Source organism: Mycoplasma todarodis, assembly GCF_965212735.1.
GTDB classification, from domain to species: Bacteria; Bacillota_I; Bacilli_A; order Mycoplasmatales; family Metamycoplasmataceae; genus Mycoplasma_K; species Mycoplasma_K todarodis_A.
Genome location: NZ_CBDBYJ010000001.1, coordinates 21,378 through 44,167 on the forward strand (window position 1 = coordinate 21,378; position 22,790 = coordinate 44,167).

At 31.8% G+C, this 22,790-nt stretch carries 18 protein-coding genes and 3 tRNA genes; 16 read left to right on the forward strand and 5 right to left on the reverse strand.

The window, feature by feature from the left end; genetic code table 4:
• Window positions 1–26: 26 nt before the first annotated feature.
• The 7 genes from serS (at window position 27) to ACOMC1_RS00110 (ending at window position 10,797) form a co-directional block, all read left to right on the forward strand.
• Window positions 27–1,295, forward strand: a complete 1,269-nt coding sequence (serS, locus tag ACOMC1_RS00080; RefSeq protein ID WP_420330625.1) for a serine--tRNA ligase — start codon at window positions 27–29, stop codon at window positions 1,293–1,295.
• Between the two features lie 128 nt (window positions 1,296–1,423).
• Window positions 1,424–2,548 (forward strand): ATP-binding cassette domain-containing protein, encoded by a 1,125-nt coding sequence (locus tag ACOMC1_RS00085; RefSeq protein ID WP_420330626.1) that lies wholly within the window; start codon window positions 1,424–1,426, stop codon window positions 2,546–2,548.
• A gap of 32 nt (window positions 2,549–2,580) precedes the next feature.
• Complete coding sequence (locus ACOMC1_RS00090) at window positions 2,581–3,918, forward strand: ABC transporter permease (protein WP_420330627.1); 1,338 nt, start codon at window positions 2,581–2,583, stop codon at window positions 3,916–3,918.
• 737 nt (window positions 3,919–4,655) lie between these two features.
• Window positions 4,656–5,591, forward strand: a complete 936-nt coding sequence (locus ACOMC1_RS00095; protein ID WP_420330628.1) for a hypothetical protein — start codon at window positions 4,656–4,658, stop codon at window positions 5,589–5,591.
• 11 nt (window positions 5,592–5,602) lie between these two features.
• Window positions 5,603–6,682, forward strand: a complete 1,080-nt coding sequence (locus tag ACOMC1_RS00100; RefSeq protein WP_420330629.1) for a hypothetical protein — start codon at window positions 5,603–5,605, stop codon at window positions 6,680–6,682.
• Between the two features lie 12 nt (window positions 6,683–6,694).
• On the forward strand, window positions 6,695–8,020 hold the full coding sequence (locus tag ACOMC1_RS00105; RefSeq protein WP_420330630.1) for a hypothetical protein: 1,326 nt from the start codon (window positions 6,695–6,697) through the stop codon (window positions 8,018–8,020).
• A gap of 248 nt (window positions 8,021–8,268) precedes the next feature.
• Complete coding sequence (locus ACOMC1_RS00110) at window positions 8,269–10,797, forward strand: vitamin B12-dependent ribonucleotide reductase (RefSeq protein ID WP_420330631.1); 2,529 nt, start codon at window positions 8,269–8,271, stop codon at window positions 10,795–10,797.
• Between the two features lie 54 nt (window positions 10,798–10,851).
• Here ACOMC1_RS00110 and ACOMC1_RS00115 read toward each other — a convergent pair whose 3' ends face one another.
• The 5 genes from ACOMC1_RS00115 to deoD form a co-directional block, all read right to left on the reverse strand.
• Entirely contained in the window at window positions 10,852–11,517 is a 666-nt protein-coding gene (locus ACOMC1_RS00115; protein ID WP_420330632.1) for a SemiSWEET family transporter, read from the reverse strand.
• A gap of 11 nt (window positions 11,518–11,528) precedes the next feature.
• Window positions 11,529–11,993 (reverse strand): dihydrofolate reductase, encoded by a 465-nt coding sequence (locus ACOMC1_RS00120; protein WP_420330633.1) that lies wholly within the window; start codon window positions 11,991–11,993, stop codon window positions 11,529–11,531.
• A 79-nt stretch (window positions 11,994–12,072) separates the two neighbouring features.
• Window positions 12,073–12,738 (reverse strand): deoxyribose-phosphate aldolase, encoded by a 666-nt coding sequence (gene deoC / locus ACOMC1_RS00125; RefSeq protein ID WP_420330634.1) that lies wholly within the window; start codon window positions 12,736–12,738, stop codon window positions 12,073–12,075.
• A gap of 16 nt (window positions 12,739–12,754) precedes the next feature.
• Entirely contained in the window at window positions 12,755–14,047 is a 1,293-nt protein-coding gene (locus ACOMC1_RS00130; protein ID WP_420330635.1) for a pyrimidine-nucleoside phosphorylase, read from the reverse strand.
• Window positions 14,047–14,745 carry a purine-nucleoside phosphorylase gene (gene deoD, locus ACOMC1_RS00135; protein WP_420330636.1) on the reverse strand — a complete coding sequence of 233 codons (699 nt, stop codon included), beginning with the start codon at window positions 14,743–14,745 and terminating at the stop codon, window positions 14,047–14,049. The genes ACOMC1_RS00130 and deoD overlap by 1 nt, the downstream gene beginning before the upstream one ends.
• Before the next feature lie 206 nt (window positions 14,746–14,951).
• Between deoD and ACOMC1_RS00140 the strand changes: the two genes are divergently transcribed.
• The 9 genes from ACOMC1_RS00140 to ACOMC1_RS00180 all read left to right on the forward strand — a co-directional run bounded on the left by ACOMC1_RS00140 (window position 14,952) and on the right by ACOMC1_RS00180 (window position 22,762).
• The gene (locus ACOMC1_RS00140) at window positions 14,952–16,157 is read left to right on the forward strand and encodes a BMP family ABC transporter substrate-binding protein (protein WP_420330637.1); all 1,206 of its coding nucleotides are present in this window, start codon (window positions 14,952–14,954) and stop codon (window positions 16,155–16,157) included.
• Between the two features lie 11 nt (window positions 16,158–16,168).
• The gene (locus tag ACOMC1_RS00145) at window positions 16,169–17,812 is read left to right on the forward strand and encodes an ABC transporter ATP-binding protein (protein WP_420330638.1); all 1,644 of its coding nucleotides are present in this window, start codon (window positions 16,169–16,171) and stop codon (window positions 17,810–17,812) included.
• A complete protein-coding gene (locus tag ACOMC1_RS00150) occupies window positions 17,805–19,280 on the forward strand; it encodes an ABC transporter permease subunit (RefSeq protein ID WP_420330639.1) in 1,476 nt (491 codons plus the stop codon). The genes ACOMC1_RS00145 and ACOMC1_RS00150 overlap by 8 nt, the downstream gene beginning before the upstream one ends.
• Window positions 19,280–20,203, forward strand: coding sequence for an ABC transporter permease (locus ACOMC1_RS00155; protein WP_420330640.1), 924 nt, complete (start codon window positions 19,280–19,282; stop codon window positions 20,201–20,203). The genes ACOMC1_RS00150 and ACOMC1_RS00155 overlap by 1 nt, the downstream gene beginning before the upstream one ends.
• A gap of 157 nt (window positions 20,204–20,360) precedes the next feature.
• A tRNA-Met gene (locus ACOMC1_RS00160) sits at window positions 20,361–20,436 on the forward strand.
• Between the two features lie 2 nt (window positions 20,437–20,438).
• A tRNA-Asp gene (locus ACOMC1_RS00165) sits at window positions 20,439–20,515 on the forward strand.
• A 3-nt stretch (window positions 20,516–20,518) separates the two neighbouring features.
• Window positions 20,519–20,594: transfer RNA gene (locus ACOMC1_RS00170), tRNA-Phe, on the forward strand.
• 150 nt (window positions 20,595–20,744) lie between these two features.
• Window positions 20,745–21,815 carry a peptide chain release factor 1 gene (prfA, locus tag ACOMC1_RS00175; RefSeq protein ID WP_420330867.1) on the forward strand — a complete coding sequence of 357 codons (1,071 nt, stop codon included), beginning with the start codon at window positions 20,745–20,747 and terminating at the stop codon, window positions 21,813–21,815.
• Window positions 21,816–21,850: 35 nt separating this feature from the next.
• The gene (locus tag ACOMC1_RS00180) at window positions 21,851–22,762 is read left to right on the forward strand and encodes a DUF5378 family protein (protein WP_420330641.1); all 912 of its coding nucleotides are present in this window, start codon (window positions 21,851–21,853) and stop codon (window positions 22,760–22,762) included.
• The last annotated feature ends 28 nt before the right edge of the window (window positions 22,763–22,790 follow it).

The window sequence follows — 22,790 nt, forward strand, 5'->3', positions numbered from 1 at the left end:
AAGTTAAAAGTATATATAATTTAAATATGTTAGATTTAAGAAAAATATTAGAAAACCCACAAGAGGTTAAAAATAAACTCGAAACAAGAGGTTTCGACACAAAAAAAATAGACGAACTTGTTGAATTAGGAGAACAACGTTCAGAGTTAATGACAAAACTAGAAACACTACAAGCACAAAGAAATGCTACATCTAAAAAAATTGGATTAGCTAAAAGAAATAAAGAAGATGTAACTGGAATTATGAATGAAGTTGCAAGCATCAAAGCGGAAATTGAAGCTCTTGAAGAAAAAACAAGAGAAGTTAATCAAAATGTTGAAGATTTACTTCTTTCAATTCCAAACTTGCCTTCAAATGATTCACCAATTGGTTCGGATGAAGAAGCAAATGTAGTTATGGAAACAAATCCAAAACTTGGTAGAGGACATGTAACAGGAGTTAAACCTCACTATGAAATTGCTGAAGAATTGGATTTAGTTGATTTTGAAAGAGCTGTAAAAATTTCAGGTACAAGATTTGTTGCTTATAAAGGATATGGTGCTAGATTGGTTAGAGCATTAAAAGACTTTATGTTAGACACACATACAGAAAAAAATGGTTATACTGAATTCGTTCCACCTGTGATCGTTAATACAAAATCACTAATTGGTACGGGGCAACTTCCTAAGTTTTCTGAAGATCTATTCAAAATTGATAAAGAGGACAAATGATTAATCCCAACAGCAGAGGTTCCTTTAACAAATATTTATTCAGGAGAAATTATTAATCTTGACACTCCTAAAGCAGTTACCGCTTATACACTTTGCTTCCGTTCAGAAGCTGGTTCAACTGGTAGAGATACAAGGGGTTTAATCAGAATGCACCAATTCAACAAGGTTGAACTTGTTAAGTTCGTTAAACCAGAAGATGAGGAAAGAGAGTTCAATAAATTGCTTAAAGATGCTGAAGGTATTTTAAGAGCACTAGAACTACCTTACCAAACACTTTCATTATGTACTGGTGACATTGGTTTCTCAGCAAAAAGAACAATTGACTTAGAAGTGTGAATGCCTTCTGAAAACAAATATAGAGAAATCTCTTCAGTATCTAATTTTGGTGATTACCAAGCACGTAGAGCTATGATTAGGTATAAAGATGAGAATAACAAAACACAATATGCATCTACATTAAATGGATCAGGTATTGCTATTGATAGATGTATCGCAGCAATCCTTGAAAACTATCAAAATGAAGATGGAACAATCACAGTTCCAACAGTTCTTCAAAAATACATGGGCATTGAGATAATTAAATAACATAAAGAGGCACTTGTCCTCTTTTTTTATATTATGAGATATAATAAAAGCACAATTAAAATATTATTAATACAATTGCCACAAGAAAACATTTATAGTTTTTGAGCGTTGTATGGAAAGCGGTTTAAATGGCTACTCAAGAAGAAATAGAAAAACTTAAACAAGAGATAGAACAAACTAAGAGAGAGATAGAGCAAAATAAAAAAGGGAAGGGGCAACCTGAAAAAAGTGTTGACCTTAAAGAAGAAAAACCTAAACTTGTAAAAAAATCATTCCCTAAAAAAGAAGGTATAGATTATTCAAAACCTTCTTTAGAAGTTAAAAGATTTACAAAAAGATATAAGGGTTCTAAAATTCCCGCTGTTGAAAATGTAAACTTTACAGTTATGCCTGGAGAATTCCATGGTTTCATCGGTGCTAATGGTGCAGGTAAAACAACCACAATTAAATCTTTAATTGGAGCTTATGCAAAATTTGAGGGTTCAGTTGAAATGTTTGGTCACAAACATTCAACATTGGAAGCTAAAAAACACATAGGATATATTCCTGAATCTGCTAAATTCCCAAAAGGAATGACAACATTAAGTTACATTACATACATGTCATATCTATCAGGTATGAGTATGAGAGATTCTAAGAAATATGCAAAAGAAAAATTAATTGAACTTGGATTAGAAAAAGTTATGAAACGTTCACCCAATACTTTTTCATCAGGACAAAAGAAGAAGGTTTTATTAGCTCAAGCGCTAGTGCATAATCCAGATATTATCATCATGGATGAACCTGCAGCTAACTTAGATCCAAAAGCAAGATTTGAATTCTTCCAAGATTTAAAAGAACTTCAACAACAAGGGAAATCAATATTTATTTCTTCACATATTCTTGCTGAATTAGATAAATTCGTTGATTCATTAACAATTGTTGATGGTGGTAAAATTGTATTTACTGGCTCAATGAAAAATGCGACGGAAAACCCTGAATTAGAATATTTTATTAAAGGCGAAACAGAAAAAGATAATAAAATAATTATCGCTGTTGCTGAAAAACTTGAAATTAAATATAAACCAGAAGACGAAGGCTTTATATTCTTTATGATTGAAAGAAAAAACATTATCAAAGTTATGGAATATTTTGCAAAAGCAAAAATAGCAATAGATACGTTTAAAAACAGGAAAATGTCACTTGAAGAAGTTTATAAAAAATATGTTGTTCTCGGTTCACGAGAAACAGGTGTAGGAAAGGTTGGTAAATAATGATTAAATATATGAGATTACAATTATTTTTAATGAGTAAAAAAGTATCAACTTATCTAATCCCGGTAATATTTGCAATATCATTCTTTTTAATGGTGGGTCTTCCTGCTTTATTGACACAAACGCCAAAACCAATGATTAACACTGTTTTAAGAAATCCATTGACGTTAATCTTGCCTTTTATAATTTCAGCAATTTTTGTTGCAGTTAAGGCTTTAAATATTTTTAAAGATTCTGAAGATGATGGTACAGAACTTCTAATTGTTTCAAAACCAATAACAAGATTCAAATTAGTCTTAGGGAAATTTGCTTCTCTATATACAATGATGTTCTTTTTCTCAATATTTACATTTGTGTTCGCCGCTTTGATCGGAACAGCAGATAAATATGCTTCATCAAAACAAATTATTGAGTTCGCTGCTTCTGCGGCATTTGGTACATTTATAATACAATTATTATTATCATCAATCATAGTATTCTTCGCTTCTGTGTTTGGTAAAGTTGGTACAATAATTGTTTCAATTCTTGTACCGCTGATTTTAACAATATCATCATTGATATTAGTTCCTTTTTCACATTCACAAATTTCATCAGATTATACTAAAACATATGTAGTTCAATCAAAAGAAGGAAAGTTTGTACAAAAAGATATTTATGGATTTGAAGAAGATGATAAAAGTGCAAGGAGAGATATAGCTGATCATGAAAAATCATGATATAAAACTGCTGCTTACTTTGATGTCTGAACACAACTTTCTTCATTTTATTCAATATTCCAACCAGAAAAAATAGTTCCAGGTTCATTGGGTAAATGAAGCATTGCTGAAGGTAAAACAAATAACCTTTCAAAATTAATAGATTCAAAATTAATTTATAAAAACAAAGCAACAAATAAAGAATTTTACTTAAACCCTATTAATCAAAATTTATTCTCAGAAGATACTGTTGATTTAGGTTCGCTAAATAAAGCTAAACAGATTTATGATGAACACTCAGATCAAATAGCTACTGAAATAAATAAAACAACAAAACCAATCAGCGATAAATATGAATGAGGTGATAAAATCTTCGATATTCTTAAAGGCGATTTTAAAGTAGATACTTCATCACTTAATAAAGAAATTGTTTCGGGGTATATTCTTATCAATTTATTGAATGATGGGAAGATGTCAATAGCAAAATTAGACTCAGAAGACCTCTCTTTATTCTCAGGTGATATTAAAAATCTTGATAATATTTCAAAAGATGTTCAAATCATTGAAGGAAAACCATATATTCCAAGAGCGCTACTATATACAATGTGATTAATCATTACATTTGGTATTGGTGGATTGGTTATGGTTAGATACATGAGACGTGATTTTAAATAGAAATAACGGCGAAAGCTGTTTTTTTATTTGCTCATAAAGAATGGTAGAAATTCCTAACCAATAAATTAATATTTTAAAGCATGAAATATGCAATAATTTTAATGCACAACTAAATACAAATTTTAAATGTACAAGGAATGACCAAGTCAGCTGTCCTAGCAACCGTAAAGCCGGAAAACTTATTTAAAACTATCAAAGAACTTTACTATGGATGAGGTTGACGACTTCTTTTAATAATAGATTCCGCCAACACTCTTTTTGTAGAGTGTTGTGCTTTTTTTGAAAGGAAAATAATGCGAAAAAATTATAGGTATTTGTTGTTTATGACTACAAAAAGATGAACGACATATTTATTTCCTATATTATTTTTATTTGTTTTCACCATATTGATAGCAATCAAAGCAAGTGCTAACAATACTGATAATGGGATATTGTGAAGATTAGGGTTTTATTATTATATAATCCCGTTCGCATGTTCCATTATATTCTCAACACTTAAGTCGATAAATATATTTAAGGAAAATGAAGAAAATAATACGGAATTAATCATAGTTTCAAAACCATTTAAAAGGTGACAGATTATTTCAGCTAAATTTTTTGTTTTATATACACTATTTATTTTATATAGCTTAATGGTTTTGTTATGAATGTTTGCAATTTCGTTCATTGATAAACCATCAACCAACATGGAAAAAATAAGGTTTGCAGCATCATTATCAATAGGTGGTTTAATAATAATGTTTTTAACGTCATCGATAGTTGTTTTACTTTCTCAACTTTTGAATTCATTGATAACAATCTCTGTTATGGGTCTTGTTGTAATCTCGCCATTAGCAACTTCAATAATCGCACCTTTAACTCACGCTCAACATCTTGAGTTCGTAGGAACCCCACACTATATGGTTTCTAAGGAAAATGTTAAAGCATCTCATGTAAAAGGTGATCAAATGTTTTTCTTTAATCCAAGTGGAATAAAAACTTCGGAGAAGTTAGACAAACCTTTATATAAAAGGATGAAGAGTAAATATGAAGAACATCAAAAGAGTGCGTATAAATATGTATCTTACCTAGATATATATGGGCAATTAAGTGGCTTTTTAAGCATATTCCAAGATAGACAATGGAATTATGAGTCTATTGGAAAATGGCACGAATCAACACGTATTGTTCATTCAGATTATCAATTTACAATAAATGGTTGAAAATACATCTATATGTATTGAAACGATTCCAAAATTAACGAATTAACTGCAAGTAAAGTTAACGAAGTTTCCATAAAAGCGGCAAGATACGTTGTAGAACATAAAGATGAACCCAAGTGAAAAAATTTTTCAAATGAAGGATTTTTAAAGAGATATAAATCAAAAGAATGAAAAGAACTGGTTTCTTCTTATTTAACAAGTGATAAAGAAAGCTTTGGTGATAATGCATTACAACTTTCTATATTGATGGCTGAAAAAGAGAATAATAAATTTAAACAATTAATGTACAGACCAATAGAAATACAAGATTTAATGTATATAAAAGGGATACTAGCTGATGGTGGTAAAATACCTGTCTATGTTCCAGAAAAATATATACCCAAGATAAATATATTCCTAGGTTGAGGATCTTTGATGATCATACTAGGTATGGCAGTTACATTAATTTATTACAAAAAAGATTTTAAATAAAGGAGCATAAAATGCGTAAATCAAAAAAAATAATGGCAACATTCGGTACGTTGGGAATTATTTCCATGCCTATTGTTGCTGCGGTATCATGTGGAGCATCAAAAGATGCTGATAATAAAGATATAACAAAATCATTATCTTATATGAAAAATGGAATGTTCGTTGATTCAGATGACTACCAACCAATCAAGCAAACATCTTCAACTCCATTAAAGGAGTTCTTGCAACAAAATAGAAAAATCAAAGAAGGTGAAAAAATAGAAGTAAAGGATGATGTTGTTGTTTTAGCTGATGCATACTACTCAGGTAAAATTCAAGATATATCAACCATTTACAATAAGGTAAAGCCCGATGCATATAACAAGATGGTTCAACAACAAACCTTATCTGAATTTCAATACATAAATGGGTCTGCAGTAATACCAAGAATGAAAGGTGGATGAGGTACTCACAAACCTGTTGTTGAATTAGGAGAAAACGATTCATTAATTTATATATTTGATGATGATAATAAAGATGGAAGAAGTGTTGAAGGATTTAAAAAACAAATTATGTTCGAAGATACTTCAATCGCTGGAGATAAAGAAATAAAGGACCTAAACAAAATGATCGGATTAAAAGAAGGAAAATGAGGATCAATGAGGGTTCCATTTATCGGAAATAAAAATCAAGGTGTTCTAACATCATATTTTGGTTCTCAAAACAACCACCCTTCTTCAAAAGTGAAAGCTAAGAAAGTTGAGACACCAAAAGAAATGGGTGAACGTCTTATTAAGATATTCCCTAAAGCTGTTGTTGACAAAATCGTTAATTACTACAAAACAGCAAGTAAGGCGTTTGTTCCAACTGAAGTACCATTTGGATTTATTAAATATCAATTAATAGGCCCAAATGCCATTAAAGTTGATTTCTCAGGAAGACCTAATGTTACAGCGTCACATATTGGTAAAGTTTCTGAAGATGGTAAAAAGCATGAATGAGATGCTGAATTATCAATTGGTCAAGAGTCAGAGTGAGACGCATACAACAAAAAAGAAGTTTCAAAAACTCATGACAATTATTTAATAATTGGTAAACACGAACATAAATAAAAACGGAGAATAATGACGATAAATTTAAAGGAAAAAATATTTGGCAATAGAATAACACCGGCAAGAGTAGCAATCCTAGGGATGCTGCTTGCTTTACTTATAACCTTTAAGTTTATTTTGGGTTTTGTGCCAGGGGTAGAAATTGTTTCATTTACATTCATCTTTGTTGCATTATTTTTACCTTTGTTTGACTTGGTTCTTCTAGTATCTGCATTTAATTTTTTAATATTGGCAGTATATGGATTTGGAACATGGTGATTTGGTTACTGACCTATATTCTTTATTGATGTTTTGGTTTCTTTTTCACTTAAGAAATTCTCCAAGAATATATTCTTCTTTGCATTCGTTTGTTTTTTAGGTGGTATTAATGTTGGGTTTTGATACTTCATCATGGATATTGCATTTTATGATTCAACATTCGCAACCCTTAATTTGATAACTGCTATACCAATCAACTTAGCAGAATCATTTACCTCCATGTTCATGGCGATACTTTTCGGACCTGCACTATCCAAGATATTCCAAATTAATTATCACAAGTTTTGAAGTCATGGAGAAGTATTCAAGTTCAACCCCATCAAACATAAGATTATTGGGTATTTAACATCCTTTACATTAGTTATAGGGTCTATAACCGGAATAGTTTTGTTGGGTGTTTATAATCAAAGGTTCATCGATTTAAGGCAAGGTCAACAAGGCGGAAATAAATTATTACCTAACAATTATCGAAGAGATGAAAGGTTGATTCCAACTGAAGATTACAATGATATTTATAAACAACTTAATCAAGGTGATAATGCTGTCGTTCTTGTTGTCGGTAAAAAGCATTGAACATTTATTGCTAGAAGTTCAGAAAAGGAAGTCCTTAAAACTGAACTTTCAAACAATGAATTTTACGTAGCTTACCTAAAACACCCTGATCCTAATTTAGGTATATTCTTGAAGCAAGCTTTTTCAAGAAAAACAAACAAGCAAATATCTCCAGATAATTCAACTGGAGCAAAAGGAACAAAAAGCGACTTTGATGCTTCACCATTTATTTTTGTTAATGGTGAATTATCTAATGCAGGTGCTGAAACTTTAAAGTTAAGATCAAAAGACATCATTGAAATTTCTTACAATGATTATGGTGGCCAGTTCAATACAGCTGGATCAACTTCTATCGTTGGTAAATATTATCTAAATAAAGAATATGATGAGACAAAAGAAGTTAACCAAATTTGAATCCCTATCACAGCTGGTATTGGTGTATTTGGAATTATTATATTAATCATATGAACACCAAATATAATTAAAAAAATCAAAAACAGAAGAAATCAGGATTTAAAAAATAATTAGTGAAAATCATAGTACATTTTATATGTTGATTTTGAGTAATGAATTAAGAAAAAATAACATTGCATAATGTTATTTTTATATCTCATTTTTAAAAGATTTTTTTTAGTTAAAAGTATTAAAATTATAAAGAACACACAAAAGGGCCTAGTACCAATTTTCTATGAAATAGCACAAAAAAAGTTATTTTATAGCAAAGAAAAGTGTGTTTATTATTGAAGCAAAGACTTCAACATAAAGAAAGAGAGAATATGAGATATACAAAAGAACACATAAAACAACTGAATGAGCAAATTAGAGCCCATTTCCCAAGGGTAACACCAATTAATGATTCAATGGTAATGGAAAGAGAATCCGTATCTAGAATGGTTATGATAGATAGATATGCTCAAAAGGATTTAAAATTAGTTTCATTGGCAAAAGGAGATTTAGTTATCGCCAAAATTAAACCCGATCCAAAATTCCCTACATTGGGAACTGGATTCGTTCAAGAAATTAATCAAAAAAATAAAACAGTAACAATTAAAGTTGAGGAAGAGTACATAGCTCAAATTTCTGAAGAATTAAACCCAACAGAGGATGGTATCATCACTATTCCGATGGGAACAATTAATAAACCACTAGAAATTTTCTATGAACAAATCGCAAGTCGTGTTGGTTCAGCACTTGCTAAATCAGAAAATGATCAAGCGTGAGGAACAAGATTCTCAAATGAAATTAAAGATGGGAATGTAGTTCCTGCTGGACGTGTTCTTTATGGAGCTGGTTCAGAATCAAAAGTTACATACTTCAACTGTTATGTAATGCCTATGCCAAAAGATTCAAGAGAAGGTATAGCAGAACACCGTAAAGAAGTTATGGAAATAATGTCTCGTGGTGGTGGTGTTGGAACTAATGGTTCAACATTAAGACCGAAAGATGCAGTTGCTATTTCTGTTGGAGGTAAATCTTCAGGTTCAGTTTCTTGATTAAATGATTTAGCTTCTTTAACAGATTTAGTTCAACAAGGTGGTTCAAGACGTGGAGCACAAATGATTATGTTAGCTTCATGACACCCAGATATTTTAGAATTCATTATTTCTAAAATGCAAAAACCATCAGTTCTTAACTTCATTAAAGAAAAATTCAATAATCCTATGATTAAAGAATTAGCAACAAACAAACTTAAATTCAGACCACTTTCAGATGAAAGAAGACAAATTTTAGAAGCTGTTGTTGAATGTTCAAAATCAGTTAAACCTGAGGTACTTAAAAATGCAAAAGCTAAATTAACTGCTGGTGGAGAATACGAAGTTGTATGACCAGAATTCTTAACAGGAGCAAACATATCAGTTGCAATTTCAGATGATTTTATGACTGCTGTTAAAAATGATGAAGAATATAACTTAAGATTCCCAGATCTAGAAGCTCTTACAAAAGAACAAAAAGAATTCTATGACGCGCATTGACATGAAATTGGTGATGTTAACGAATGAGAAAAGATGGGTTACCCAGTTAAAATTTACAACACAATAAGAGCTAAAGAATTATGAGACCTTATTAACTTCTGTGCGACATATTCTGCAGAACCAGGTGTATTCTTCTTAGACGTTGCGAACAAGATGACAAATGCTACTTCTTATGATCAAAAAGTAGTTTGTACAAACCCTTGTGGTGAACAACCACTTGCTCCATATTCAGTATGTAACCTTGCAGCGATCAACTTAGCTAACTTTATTACTCATGATAAGAATGGTGACATTCTTTGAGAAAAGCTAGACAAAACAGTTGCTACAATGGCAAGAATGCAAGATAACGTTATTGATGAAACGCCTTATTTCCTTGCTGCTAACGAAAAACAAGCAAAAGGAGAAAGACGTGTTGGTATGGGTGTTATGGGACTACACGATTTCCTAATTTGAGCTGGATTAAGATATGGTTCAGAAGAAGGTAATAAATTAGTTGATAAATTATTCGAAAGAATCGCAAGAGTGGCATATACAACATCAGCAAAACTAGCAGATGAAAAAGGTGTATTCCCATTCTTAAAAGATGTTGAAAAATTACTGAATACTGGTTTTGTTAAGAAAATGCCAGAAGATGTTAGAGAGCAAATTAGGAAATCAGGTGGAATGCGTAATTCACACATGTTAACAATCGCCCCAACTGGTTCAACTGGAACAATGATGGGTGTATCAACTGGTCTAGAACCATACTTTGCATTCAAATATTACCGTTCTGGAAGACTTGGTAAGTTTATGGAAGTTGACCAACAAATTGTTGCTGAGTGAAAACAAGTATTCAACCACCCTGAAGGTAAAGAATTACCAGATATCTTTGTTTCTGCGATGGAACTTTCACCAGAAGCTCACGCTGACGTTCAAGCGATTATTCAACGTTGAGTAGATTCTTCAATTTCAAAAACAGTTAATGCTCCAAAAGGATACACTGTTGAACAAGTTGAAAAAATTTATACAAGACTATATGATAAAGGTGCAAAAGGTGGAACTGTATATGTAGATGGTTCAAGAGATTCTCAAGTGTTATCATTAACTAATGATGATGACAATTCAGAAACACAAAATGTTGAAGACATCAAAATGTTACAAACAGAAACATCACAACGTGAAGTTGAGAAAATCAATGAAAACCATGCAGATATCCCAGGTATTAAACTTGATAAGAACTTAGGTACAAAACCAGGAGACACTTGTCCTGTATGTAAAGAGGGAACTGTTGAAGATCTTGGTGGATGTAATTCATGTACAAACTGTGGTGCACAACTTAAATGTGGACTTTAAAACATACTAATGTATGTTTTTTTATATAAAAAAACACCTGTAATAAAGGTGTTTTTATTTTGCAGAATTAATCTTTTTCTTTTCTTTATATTTAAGTATTAATATCGTTTGTGAAAGATATATAATCACACCGATAAAAGATAATAAACAAGGCATTAATCATTGACCAAGAGTTTTATCTACACTTAACATTCCTCAATATATTGTTCAAAGAAGGTTAACAATAGTACCCATTATAAATGAACCCACTGAAAGATTTTCAACATCCTTCTCCTTGAAAGTTTTTATAGTTTGAGGGAAGAATGCGAATGTTGTACACATCCCCGCTAGTAGTGAAAACATAATTGATCCAGCTTCATTTATGTGTCAAGATTTTAGTTCCCCAATAGTCATTATTGTTATTGCAAAAACAACATAAGAATAGTTTATAACTCCAACGAATTTTCATTTTTTACTCTTTTTATACTTAAACAATAATGTTATTAATGTTGCAAATACAAATAAAGAACAAGCGTTGGCTATCCCTGGTTGAAATCCTTCGCTACCCAATGTTCCAGAAAACATAACTCACATTCCGGCACCAAGTCCAAATGTAAACATTGAATAAAAATTAACTCCAGACACTTCCTTAACCCTGAAGGTCTTTATTAATTGTGGAATACCTAATCCAACAGTTAAAACTGCTGCGATTCATCCAATTGTAATTGTTGATACGTGCATTTCTCTCCTTGCTAAAGTTTTCTATAAGTTACTATATCGAAATTATCGTGTGTAACTACACCTTCTTTAGAATAATTTTTTGGCTTTAAATTTAAATACACATTCCCAGTGTAAACACCTCATATGTATGAAATGATTCATTCATCTGCGTACTCTGCATATTTTTCATAAACAGATTTACCGCCAGCTATAAATAAAATTTCTTCTGAATCTTTATATTTAGCAAATAATTCCATTAGTTCTTTTTCATTGTGAATTGTTTGATCTGCCCCTTCAACCGTCTTAGAAGAAAGTACATAATGTTTTCTTCCTGGTAGTTTTTTTGGTAACCCTTCAAAAGTAGTTCTTCCAAATAATAATGAGTGTCCCATTGTAGTTGCTTTGAAGTGTTTGAATTCAGCGGGTATTTTTCATGGTAATTTATCACCATTACCTATTAGTCTTTCACCCGTCATCGCCACGATTAATTTAATCATAGTAATACCTCTTTTCTTGTAATTCAATTATAAATAAAAAAGATACATAAGTACCTTTATTATTAAATGCTATAAATGCTTAGTATTCTCCGTCTTTTGTTTTTTCTCCAGAAATTAATTTAACTCCTGATGAAGTACCAATACGTGAAGCACCAATTGTAATCATTTCATCTAAATCAGCAGGAGTTTTAACACCACCAGCTGCTTTGATTAAGATTTTATCTCCAACAACTTTTTTCATTAGTTTAACATCTTCTGGTGTTGCTCCGTGGTATGAGAAACCTGTTGATGTTTTAACAAATTCTGCTCCTGAATTCATTGTGATTTCAGTTGCTTTGATTTTTTCTTCTTCTGTAAGAAGTGCTGTTTCAATAATTACTTTAAGAACGTGTGTTCCGATTGCTTTTTTGATATCTTTGATTTCATTTAAAACGTAATCAAATTGCCCATCTTTTAATCTACCGATATTAATAACCATATCGATTTCATCTGCACCGTGATCAACAGCTAATTTAGCTTCGAAAACTTTTGCTTGTGTAGCCATAGCTCCAAGTGGGAAACCAATTACTGATGTAATCCCAATTCCTGTACCTTCTAGTTTTGTTTTTGCGTATTTAATTCATGAAGAGTTAACACATATAGTTTTAAAACCATATTCGATTGCTTCTTCGATTAATTTATCAATATTTTTTGTTGTACCCTCAGCTTTTAAATAAGTGTGGTCAATGTATTTTGCGTAATTCATTTCTTAATTCTCCTTGTTATGAAAGTTTTCCTAAAATAATAGGATTGTTTATCTTTTCTTTATTAATTGTATATGATTCCTTAACTTGTTTAATAATTTCATCTTTGATTTCAATGTTTGATGAAATTGTAATTAAAGCATCTCCAACCTTAACTTCTTCATTTGTCTTCTTATTAATGTAAATACCGGCAGTATTGTCGATGATATCACTTTTTTCAGCTCTACCAGCTCCTAGTTTCATAGCTGCTAAACCTAAATCAATAGCTGAAGTAATGTTCATGAATCCATTTTCCTCTGCTTTGATTTCTAATGTGATTTTTGAAGATAAGAAATCTTCTGCTTTCATCGCTTCTAGATCTCCACCTTGTGCTTCTACCATATCGTAGAATTTTTGAAGTGCTGATCCATCTTCTATTACTTTTTTAACCATTTCTTCTGCACTACCTTCGATAGCGATTTTTGATTGGTTAATTATTGTAGATGCTGAAGAAAGAATAAGTTCTTGGAAATCAGCTGGACCATTGCCTTGTAATGTTTCAACTGCTTCAATAACTTCGTTTCTATTTCCGATAGCTCTACCAAGAGGTTTATCCATGTTAGTGATTTCAACTTTAACATCACGATTAAGTAATTTACCAATTGAGATCATTGTAGAACCTAATTTTTCGGCTTCTTCATATGTTTTCATAAATGCACCATTACCAACTTTAACATCAAGTAAGATTGCATCAGAACCTGTTGCAAGTTTTTTTGACATTATTGATGCAGCAATTAATGGAATTGATTGCACTGTTGCTGTAACATCTCTTAATGCATATAGTTTTTTATCTGCAGGAACAATATTTCCTGATTGTGAAATAATGGCGACTCCGTGTGTTTTGACTTGATTTATAAAATCCTCGGTTGTTTGTTCAACTTGGAATCCTGGTATTGATTCTAGTTTATCGATTGTTCCACCAGTGTGTCCCAATCCTCTTCCTGACATTTTAGCAACTGGAATTCCTAAAGCAGCAATTATTGGACATAGAACAAGTGATGTTTTATCTCCGATTCCTCCAGTAGAGTGTTTATCAACTTTAACTCCAGCAATTGAAGAAAGATCAATAACATCTCCTGAGTTCATCATAATTAATGTTAGGTCCGCCACTTCTTGGTCACTCATACCATTTAGTACGATTGCCATAGCGAATGCAGCCATTTGATAATCAGGAATTTCATTGTTAACGTAACCTTGGACTAAAAAAGAAATTTCTTCTTTTGAAAGTTCTTCTTTCTTTCTCTTTTTATCTATTAAATCAACAGCTCTCATTATAGAATACCTAAAGCAACTTTCATCATGTCTGAAAATGCTGTTTGACGTTCTTCTGGCGATGTTTCTGTTTTACTTACTAAGTTATCTGAAATTGTAACTAGACAAGCAGCTTTCTTACCTGTTTTTTCTGCGTTTGCAAATAATGCAGCAGATTCCATTTCAACACAGTCAGCTCCTGTTTCTTTAATTGTGTCTTCTAGAGAACGTGAATTATAGAATACGTCTGATGAGTGAATTCTAGCGTGGTGTAATTGAATATCTTGTTTTTTAGCAGATTCGATGATTGCATCATTTAATTCTTTTGATGGTTCCATAACGTGTCTACCTTCTCCAAGTACTAATCTTGAGAAAGCATCTGAATCTGTATATGCTGATGTAGCAAGTACAACATCGTATAGTTTTAAGTCTTCTTTATATGAACCAGCTGAACCAATTCTAATAATATTGTCAACATCATAGAATTCAAATAATTCATATGAGTAAATTCCGATTGATGGTTGTCCCATACCTGAACCACAGATTGAAACTTCTTTTCCTTCGAATTTTCCTGTGAACATAAGCATGTTTCTAATTGAGTTTACTTGTTTAACATCAGTTAAGAAAGTCTCAGCAATATATTTTGCTCTTAGAGGATCTCCTGGCATTAAAACTGTCTTAGCGATTTCGCCTTTTTTTGCATTTATGTGTGGTGTCATTTTTAAACCTCCTACAGTGTGTAATAACACTTTTATTTTAACACATGTTTAATATATGAAACACACTTTGTAAACCTGCATTTCAACCTAAAATCATTGATTTTTGTAAAAAGTTTAGAAATATGTGGTTTTTTGGACTTCTTTATGATAAAACTCACATTTAATGGGTATAATTATATAAATAATTAACTAATTTAGGAGTTTCGATGCAAAAATTCAAGAAAGTATTATTAGGTGGTTTTAGTGCAACGCTTGCACTTTCAGCTCCAATAGCTGTTGCAGTATCATGTGGAGACTGAGCAGGTAAATTTGAGTTAAGACTTAACGGAGAAACAAATGAAGAATTATCAGATAAACTAGCATTTGTTACCGATGGTGGTTCAGCTGATGATAAATCATTTAACGAACAAGGTTATGATGCGTATCATGCACTATCTGGTCATACCAAAGAAAGTGTGTTGCGTCCCGATGGCGGAACATCATTCGAAATTAAAAAGAGATATGAGACAGCGGCTAAGTATGGTTCAAGAGTAATCATTGCACCTGGATTCCACCATGTGTCAGCAATAGAATCATTCAATAAATCTTTCGGAGAAAAGAAAGTTGGATTTATTTTAGTTGATGGTGAAATGAAATATAAAGATGGAAAAGACAAAGACAAAGGAATTTCAAATGTTGCTTCAATAGTATTTGAAACAAAATATTCAGGGTTCCTTGCAGGTTATTTAGCAGCTGAATATTTAACAGAAATTAAAAAGGATGAAACACCTAAAGTTGGTATGTTTGGTGGGGCTAACTTCCCTGGTGTTACAAACTTTATGGTTGGATTCATTTCTGGTATTCATTATTACAACAATTTTAAGAAACCTACTCATGAAGTTGAATTCAGTAAATTTGCGAGTGATGAAGAATATACAAACTCTGGATTTTCTGCTGGACAAGGTACACCTTATGCAAACAAATTACTTCAAAACGGTGCTGATATCATTCTTCCAGTTGCTGGTCCACAAACTGGTGATGTAATTTCTGCAATTAATCAAAACCAAAAATACAGCGATGTAAAAATTATTGGAGTCGATACTGATCAAGCCTTACAATACGAGAATAATCAAAATAAATTCTTAACTTCAATCGAGAAAAAACTTTCCCTTGCTATTCAAAAAGTGTGAAAAAAAGCAATAGATCCAAAAAATCACCAAGATGCAACATACGATGGTGTTAATGGTTTTGGAGAAACAACTGTAGGTACACTAAAAAATGAGTTAACAAGTATATCTAAACCACACGTTAGTGGTGTGGAAGACATTTACAATAAAGTGGTTAATGATGCTACTTTGAAAACTAAAGCAGTTGAAATCACAGAAAAAATGGATTGAAACGCAGCTTTAAGTATATTAAAACAGATGTATTAAGGGAGATATAAATGAACGCAATTGAATTAAATAACATAACTATGCAGTTTGGTAATTTCAAAGCAAACGATGATGTTACTATGCACGTAAAACAAAATGAGATTTATGCAATCATCGGTGAAAACGGTGCTGGTAAATCTACTTTGATGTCAGTTTTATTTGGATTATATAAACAAACATCAGGAACAATTAGGATTAATGGTAAAACAGAGGAAATTAATTCTCCTTTAAAAGCTAACCAACTTGGAGTTGGTATGGTTCACCAACACTTTAAACTAGTTGAAGACTTTACTGTATTAGAAAATATTATTTTAAATATTGAAAACACTAATAAAATGGGATTACTTTCTAGTAAAGAAGCAAGGAAGAAAATTACTAATTTAATGGAGAAGTATAAATTCCAAGTTGATTTAGATAAAAAGATTGCGAAATGTACAGTTGCTGAACAACAAAGAACAGAAATTTTAAAAATGCTTTACAGAAATGCAAATATTTTAATTTTTGATGAACCAACAGCTGTTTTAACACCTCTTCAAATTGAGGAATTCTTAAAAGCGTTAAAAAACCTTAAAGAACAAGGTAAAACAATAATTCTTATTACACACAAATTAGATGAGATTAAAGCTGTTGCAGATTCAGGAACAGTTATTCGTGCAGGGAAAGTTATCGGAACATTTGATGTTAAGAAAACTTCTACTAAAAAGATGGCAAAGATGATGGTTGGTACTGAGGTTGTTGCTGCAAGTAATGATTACAAAATTAAAGCTGGTCATACAATCTTAGATGTAAAAAATATATCTGTAAACGATTCTTCACAATCAAGACACGTGAAAATTAAAGATATGTCATTCCAAGTTAAATCTGGTGAAATTGTAGCGATTGCTGGTGTGTCTGGAAATGGACAAACAGAAATAATAAATGCTATTACTGGACTTCAAAAAGTTCGTAAAGGTAAAATAGAGTTAACTTCACGTGCAATTGAAACAATACAAAAAACTAAAGAAGAAAAACTAGCTCTTGATCCACAAGAACAAAAAGAATACAAATATAATCGTTCAACTAAAATGTATGAAAAACGAGAGTATTCAACTGTTGACATAAGTCATAAATCAATTTCTAAAAGATTTAAGCAAGGTATATCTCACATTCCTGAAGATCGTCATAAATACGGAATGGTATTAGATATGGCTCTTTGAGAAAATGCAGCTATTCAAGATATCAGAACTAATAGATTTTCAAGATTTGGTTTCATTAAATTCAATAACTTAAAAAAACATGCAGATGTTCTTATTAGAAAATTTGATGTTAGATCATCGAAGGGTAGAGATTCAATTTCTAGAACTTTATCTGGTGGTAATCAACAAAAATTTATTGTTGCTAGAGAATTAATAAGGGAATCATCATTAGTTGTAACTGCTCAACCTACACGTGGTTTAGATGTTGGTGCAATTCAAAACATCCACGAACAATTACTGAGATCTAAAAAATATGGAAAAGGAATTTTATTGATTTCTTATGAATTAGATGAAGTTATGTCATTGGCAGACAGAATCATTGTTGTAAATGATGGAGCTATTGTCGGGGAAGTACCAGGTAAAGGAGCTACAAGAGCATCAATAGGTAATCTTATGGCCGGAAAGGTGGATAATGTTTAAAAAATTAAATCTAAAAGCGAATGGCTTTTCAAATAATTTAACAAGAATATTCACTGGACAAGGTAAAGGCGTATTCCATAAAATTAAAGCTTCATTATTAGCTATAGTAATTGGTTTACTTATTGGTATGATTCCAATCATCGCTTCTGGTGGTAACCCAATCCACGCTTATTCAGAATTATTAACTTCTGGATTCAATGAATTTAAAGTGGATACGTTCTTCTCTAATTCAGCGATATTTATAATTTTGGCTATAGGAATTGGTATTTCATTTAAAACAGGATTATTCAACATTGGTGCTGCTGGACAATTTATTCTAGCTGGTGCTGTAACTGTTGTTATGGGTATAAGAATACATGATATGAATAGATCAATATCAATCCCTGTCTTAATGCTTGTTTCTATGATTATTGGAGCATTAGCTGCATCTCTTGCGGGGATATTAAAAGCATTCTTTAATGTTCATGAAGTTGTTTCAACAATTCTACTTAACTGAGTATTCTTCTTCTTAGTAAAATACATCTTTACTGCCCCAGACCTAATGGCAGCAACAGGTAATGGTTCAAACCCAGTGCCTGATAATATGAGATTATTCTTTAGTCCGACTACTGCAGATACTTGAATAGTATTTTCTGTAGCAATTATCTTAGGATTAATGACTTGAGCTTTATTTAAATTCACCACTTTTGGATATTCTCTAAAAGTAAATGGTATGAATGGTGATGCTGCTAAATATTCAGGTATCAACATTAAAATGACAACAGTAGCATCAATGATGTTATCTGGAGCATTTTGTGGATTAGCAGGTTTCATATTCTATAGTTGTTCAATGGGTAATATGCCTTTATTAAATGATGACATACTTCCAACTATGCCATTTGAAGCGATTGCTATAACATTATTAGCATTCTCATCACCTCTTGGAGCAATTCCTGCGGGAATGTTCTACGCTATGATTAGTACATCAAGTGGTGATGCCAGTCTTGCTGGTCATGTTACAGCCGAAACAATTGGTATTGTATTAGCAATCATAATCATGTTTGCCGCACTTGCACCATTGTTTGAAAATGCAAGATGAGGTAAAAAAATATATGAAGAAATTATTTGTTTAATCGACCCTTCTCAAAAAGAAGAACGTAAGAAATACAAAGAAAAAGTTTCACAATATAAACAAGAACACCATGCAGAATTATTAAAACTAAAAAGTGATTCTTTAGAAGAACGTAAAAAACGTAAAGAATTACAAAACGAGTGAACTGCAACCCTTAGAAAAATAGATGATGATACTTTGATTCAAGAAATGAACGAGAAGCACAAAAAAGAAATCAGTTCTCTAACAAAATTAAATAAGTATGAAGGAATGAGAAATATTTATCAAGCAGAACTTCAAAAATTTAAAGTTAATTTTAAAGAGCAAAAGATTGAATTCTTAGAACAAAGAAAAACAGTCGCAAAGGGAGGTAAATAATGATCGTAGTATTCGCAGCAATAATTTCAATGATTATGATTATCTCAATTGCATCAGTTGGTGGACACTTCTCAGAACGTAGTGGTGTAATAAACCTTTCTATTGAAGCGTTTATGACTATTGGAGCAATTTCTTATTCTTTAATTGCAGGTCAACATTCTTTAATTAAAACATTAGGGCATCAATTTTGAATTATGCCAATGGCTGGTATTGCAGCAGCAGCATTCGCTGTTATCTATGCTGTTATAACCGTTAAATTAAAAGCAAACCAAACAATTGCTGGTATTGCTTTAAACATTCTTGCATTAGCTATTTCAGTTTATATAATTCACTCTAAAGCTAATCCAGAAGGTATCTCAGATACTATTAAATTACAAAATTCATTATTCGCAGTTGCTAAGTCAAACGATAAAGCTGGATGATTATTCAACATAACTCTATTTATAGGTATTCCTTTATTAATAGGGGCTTGAATATTAATGAATAAAACGAAGTTTGGTAATCGTATTAAAGCTTGTGGTGAGCAACCGCATGCAGCAGCCTCTCTAGGTATTAATGTTGAAAGAGTTCAAATGAGAGCAATTCTTATTTCAGGATTTATTTCAGGTATTGCTGGAGCAATGTTTGCACAGGGTATGGGAAGTATTTTCCGTGGTTCAACACAAGGTATTGGATTCTTAGCTGTCGCAATTGTTATCTTCGGTCAATGAAGAACATCTCTAATAATTGCCAGTGCTGTGTTATTCGGTACACTATACGGATTAGCACAACAAAAAATTCTTATTTCAGCATTTGATTCAATTCCAAAAGAACTGTTCCAAATGATTCCATTCCTACTATCACTGATAGTTCTGGTTGGTACTCAGAAGAATTCCAAAGTACCCAAAGCACTCGGTATACCTTATCGAAATGTTGGGCGTTAAAAAAATAAAAACACTGCTTAAAAGCGGTGTTTTCTTTATCTATTTTCACTCTCTATAATAGGTATTCTTTTAAGAATAAAATATTTTTTCGATAATTTTTTAAAAAATATGTTTCCGCCCCTCTTTTTTTTGATAAAATAATTAAGCAATATCATATCGCGGAATAGAGCAGCTGGTAGCTCGTCGGGCTCATAACCCGGAGGTCGTAGGTTCGAGTCCTGCTTCCGCAACCAATGGTCCAGTGGTAAAGTGGTTTAATACGCCTCCCTGTCACGGAGGAGATCGCGGGTTCGATCCCCGTCTGGACCGCCATATGGCTTTGTAGCTCAGTCGGTAGAGCAACGGATTGAAGCTCCGTGTGTCGCTGGTTCGATTCCTGCCGAAGCCACCATATCATCCAAAAGGATGTTTTTTTTCGCAAAAATAAGACTAAAAGTCTTCTTTTTTATTCTGTTTTATCAGTAAAAATTACAAGAAATATTAAGTATTTCCTTGCTTATTCTCACTTTTTTAATATAATTAACACAATATGGAAAAATCAATGTACGAATCACTATTATCAATTAAAACAAAAGCGGAAGAGCTGATGGCTCAACTAAACACACCAGAAGTAGCGGGAGATATAAAAAAATATACAAAGGTGACAAGAGAATTCAAATCAATAGAGGATGTTTATAATGCATTTAATGTATTTTTAGAACTTGAATCTACAGTAAAAGACTCAAAAGAAATGTTAGGTATGGAAACAGATCCTGAAATGATTGAGTTTGCAAAAGCAGAAATCAAAGAAGCAGAATCAAAAATGCCAGCACTAGCTGACGAATTAAAAATACTTTTACTTCCTAAAGATGAAAACGATGACAAGAATGTTATTGTTGAAATCCGTGGAGCTGCTGGTGGAGATGAAGCCAACATCTTTGCAGGAGATCTATTTAGAATGTATTCAAAATGAGCGGATGCAAATTCAATGAAATGAAAAGTTCTTGATTCAAATGCTGCTGACGCTGGTGGTTTCTCACAAGTGACATTCCAAGTGAATGGTGAAAAAGCATATTCTAAACTTAAATACGAATCAGGTGTGCACCGTGTTCAACGTATACCGACAACAGAAACACAAGGTAGAGTTCATACTTCAACTGTTACTGTAATGGTTATGCCAGAAGCTGATGCTTCAGTTCCAATTGAAATTAAAGCTGCTGATATTAAAGTTGATACATATCGTTCTTCAGGAGCCGGTGGTCAATCAGTTAATACAACAGATTCAGCTGTTCGTATTACTCACTTAGAAACAAATATTGTTGTTACTTGTCAAGATGGTCGTTCACAAATTGAAAATAAAGAAATGGCTTTACAAGTTCTTAAAACAAAACTATTTGATAAACAAGTTAAAGAGAAACAAGAAGCAGAAGGTCAATTCCGTAAATTAGCTGGATCAGGAGCAAGGTCTGAAAAAATCAGAACTTACAACTATCCACAAAATAGAGTTACAGATCACCGTGTGGGATTTAACTCTTCATCATTAAATAAAATTATAGAGGGTGATTTAAACCCAGTTATCGATGCTTTACTAGCAGAGGAACAAGCGGAGAAAATAAAAGAAGCAGGTATTTAAAAGTATTGCTTTTTTAATTTGTAAAAGGAGGTATTATGAAACAACATATAAATGGAATTATGGCGGTTATTATTTGTATAACTGTTATAACACTTCTATTATTCTTTAGAAAAAAACTAAGGAAGGTCTTAGAAAAACAAATGTTCTGAGTTATTTTTAGTACAACATGATTAATCTATTTCCTTGGAGCAAGATATATACCATATATAATTCAATCTTCAAATGGATTTGACGGGGGTATTGCCCATAGAATGCTTTATCAAAATATATTTATGACAAACGTCTGTCCTATGGTTACTGTAACTATTATTATTGGTTCTTATTTTAGAAGATTCAGAACTAACTTTGGACCAAGTATAGCAATGATCGCTCTTTTCGGTGGAACACTAAACATGATTGCTATTATAATGAACTCCAATACAGAGAACTTCTTCTCATTCATTTTCTTTAAGACAACAGTTGAATATAAAAACCCAGATGAAACAATAAATAACTACTTATGATTCATGACTCACTTAATTCTAATTGTCCAAGGTATTTTATTATTAATGACATGTAGAAAATTAACAATGAAAAATGTTGGATTATTATATGTATGAGCCTTCTCATTCATGGCTTACGTTGGAATCATTATGTTATCAACAGGAGTAAGAAATGATGTTGGTGGTTTATGAATTAATGACTGAATTAAAAACGGAAACTATAAAGGTGTCTTCTACCAAATCGGTTCTGTATTGTGACCTTCAGAAACAAGGGGTTGAACTTCTGTGGCAAAAGCTATTTCTGGATTAGCATTACTTTATGCTTGTGGAGGCATAATTATTATGTTAAGTTGATATTTCGTTAACTATGAAGATAAACACTATAAATGACAAAAATTAATCTCTAAAATTAAAGGAGATAAAAAGTCAAATACTCCAAAAGAAGAAGAAATTAAAAAAAACTAAAAAGTAATTAAACTTAATAACATGCAAT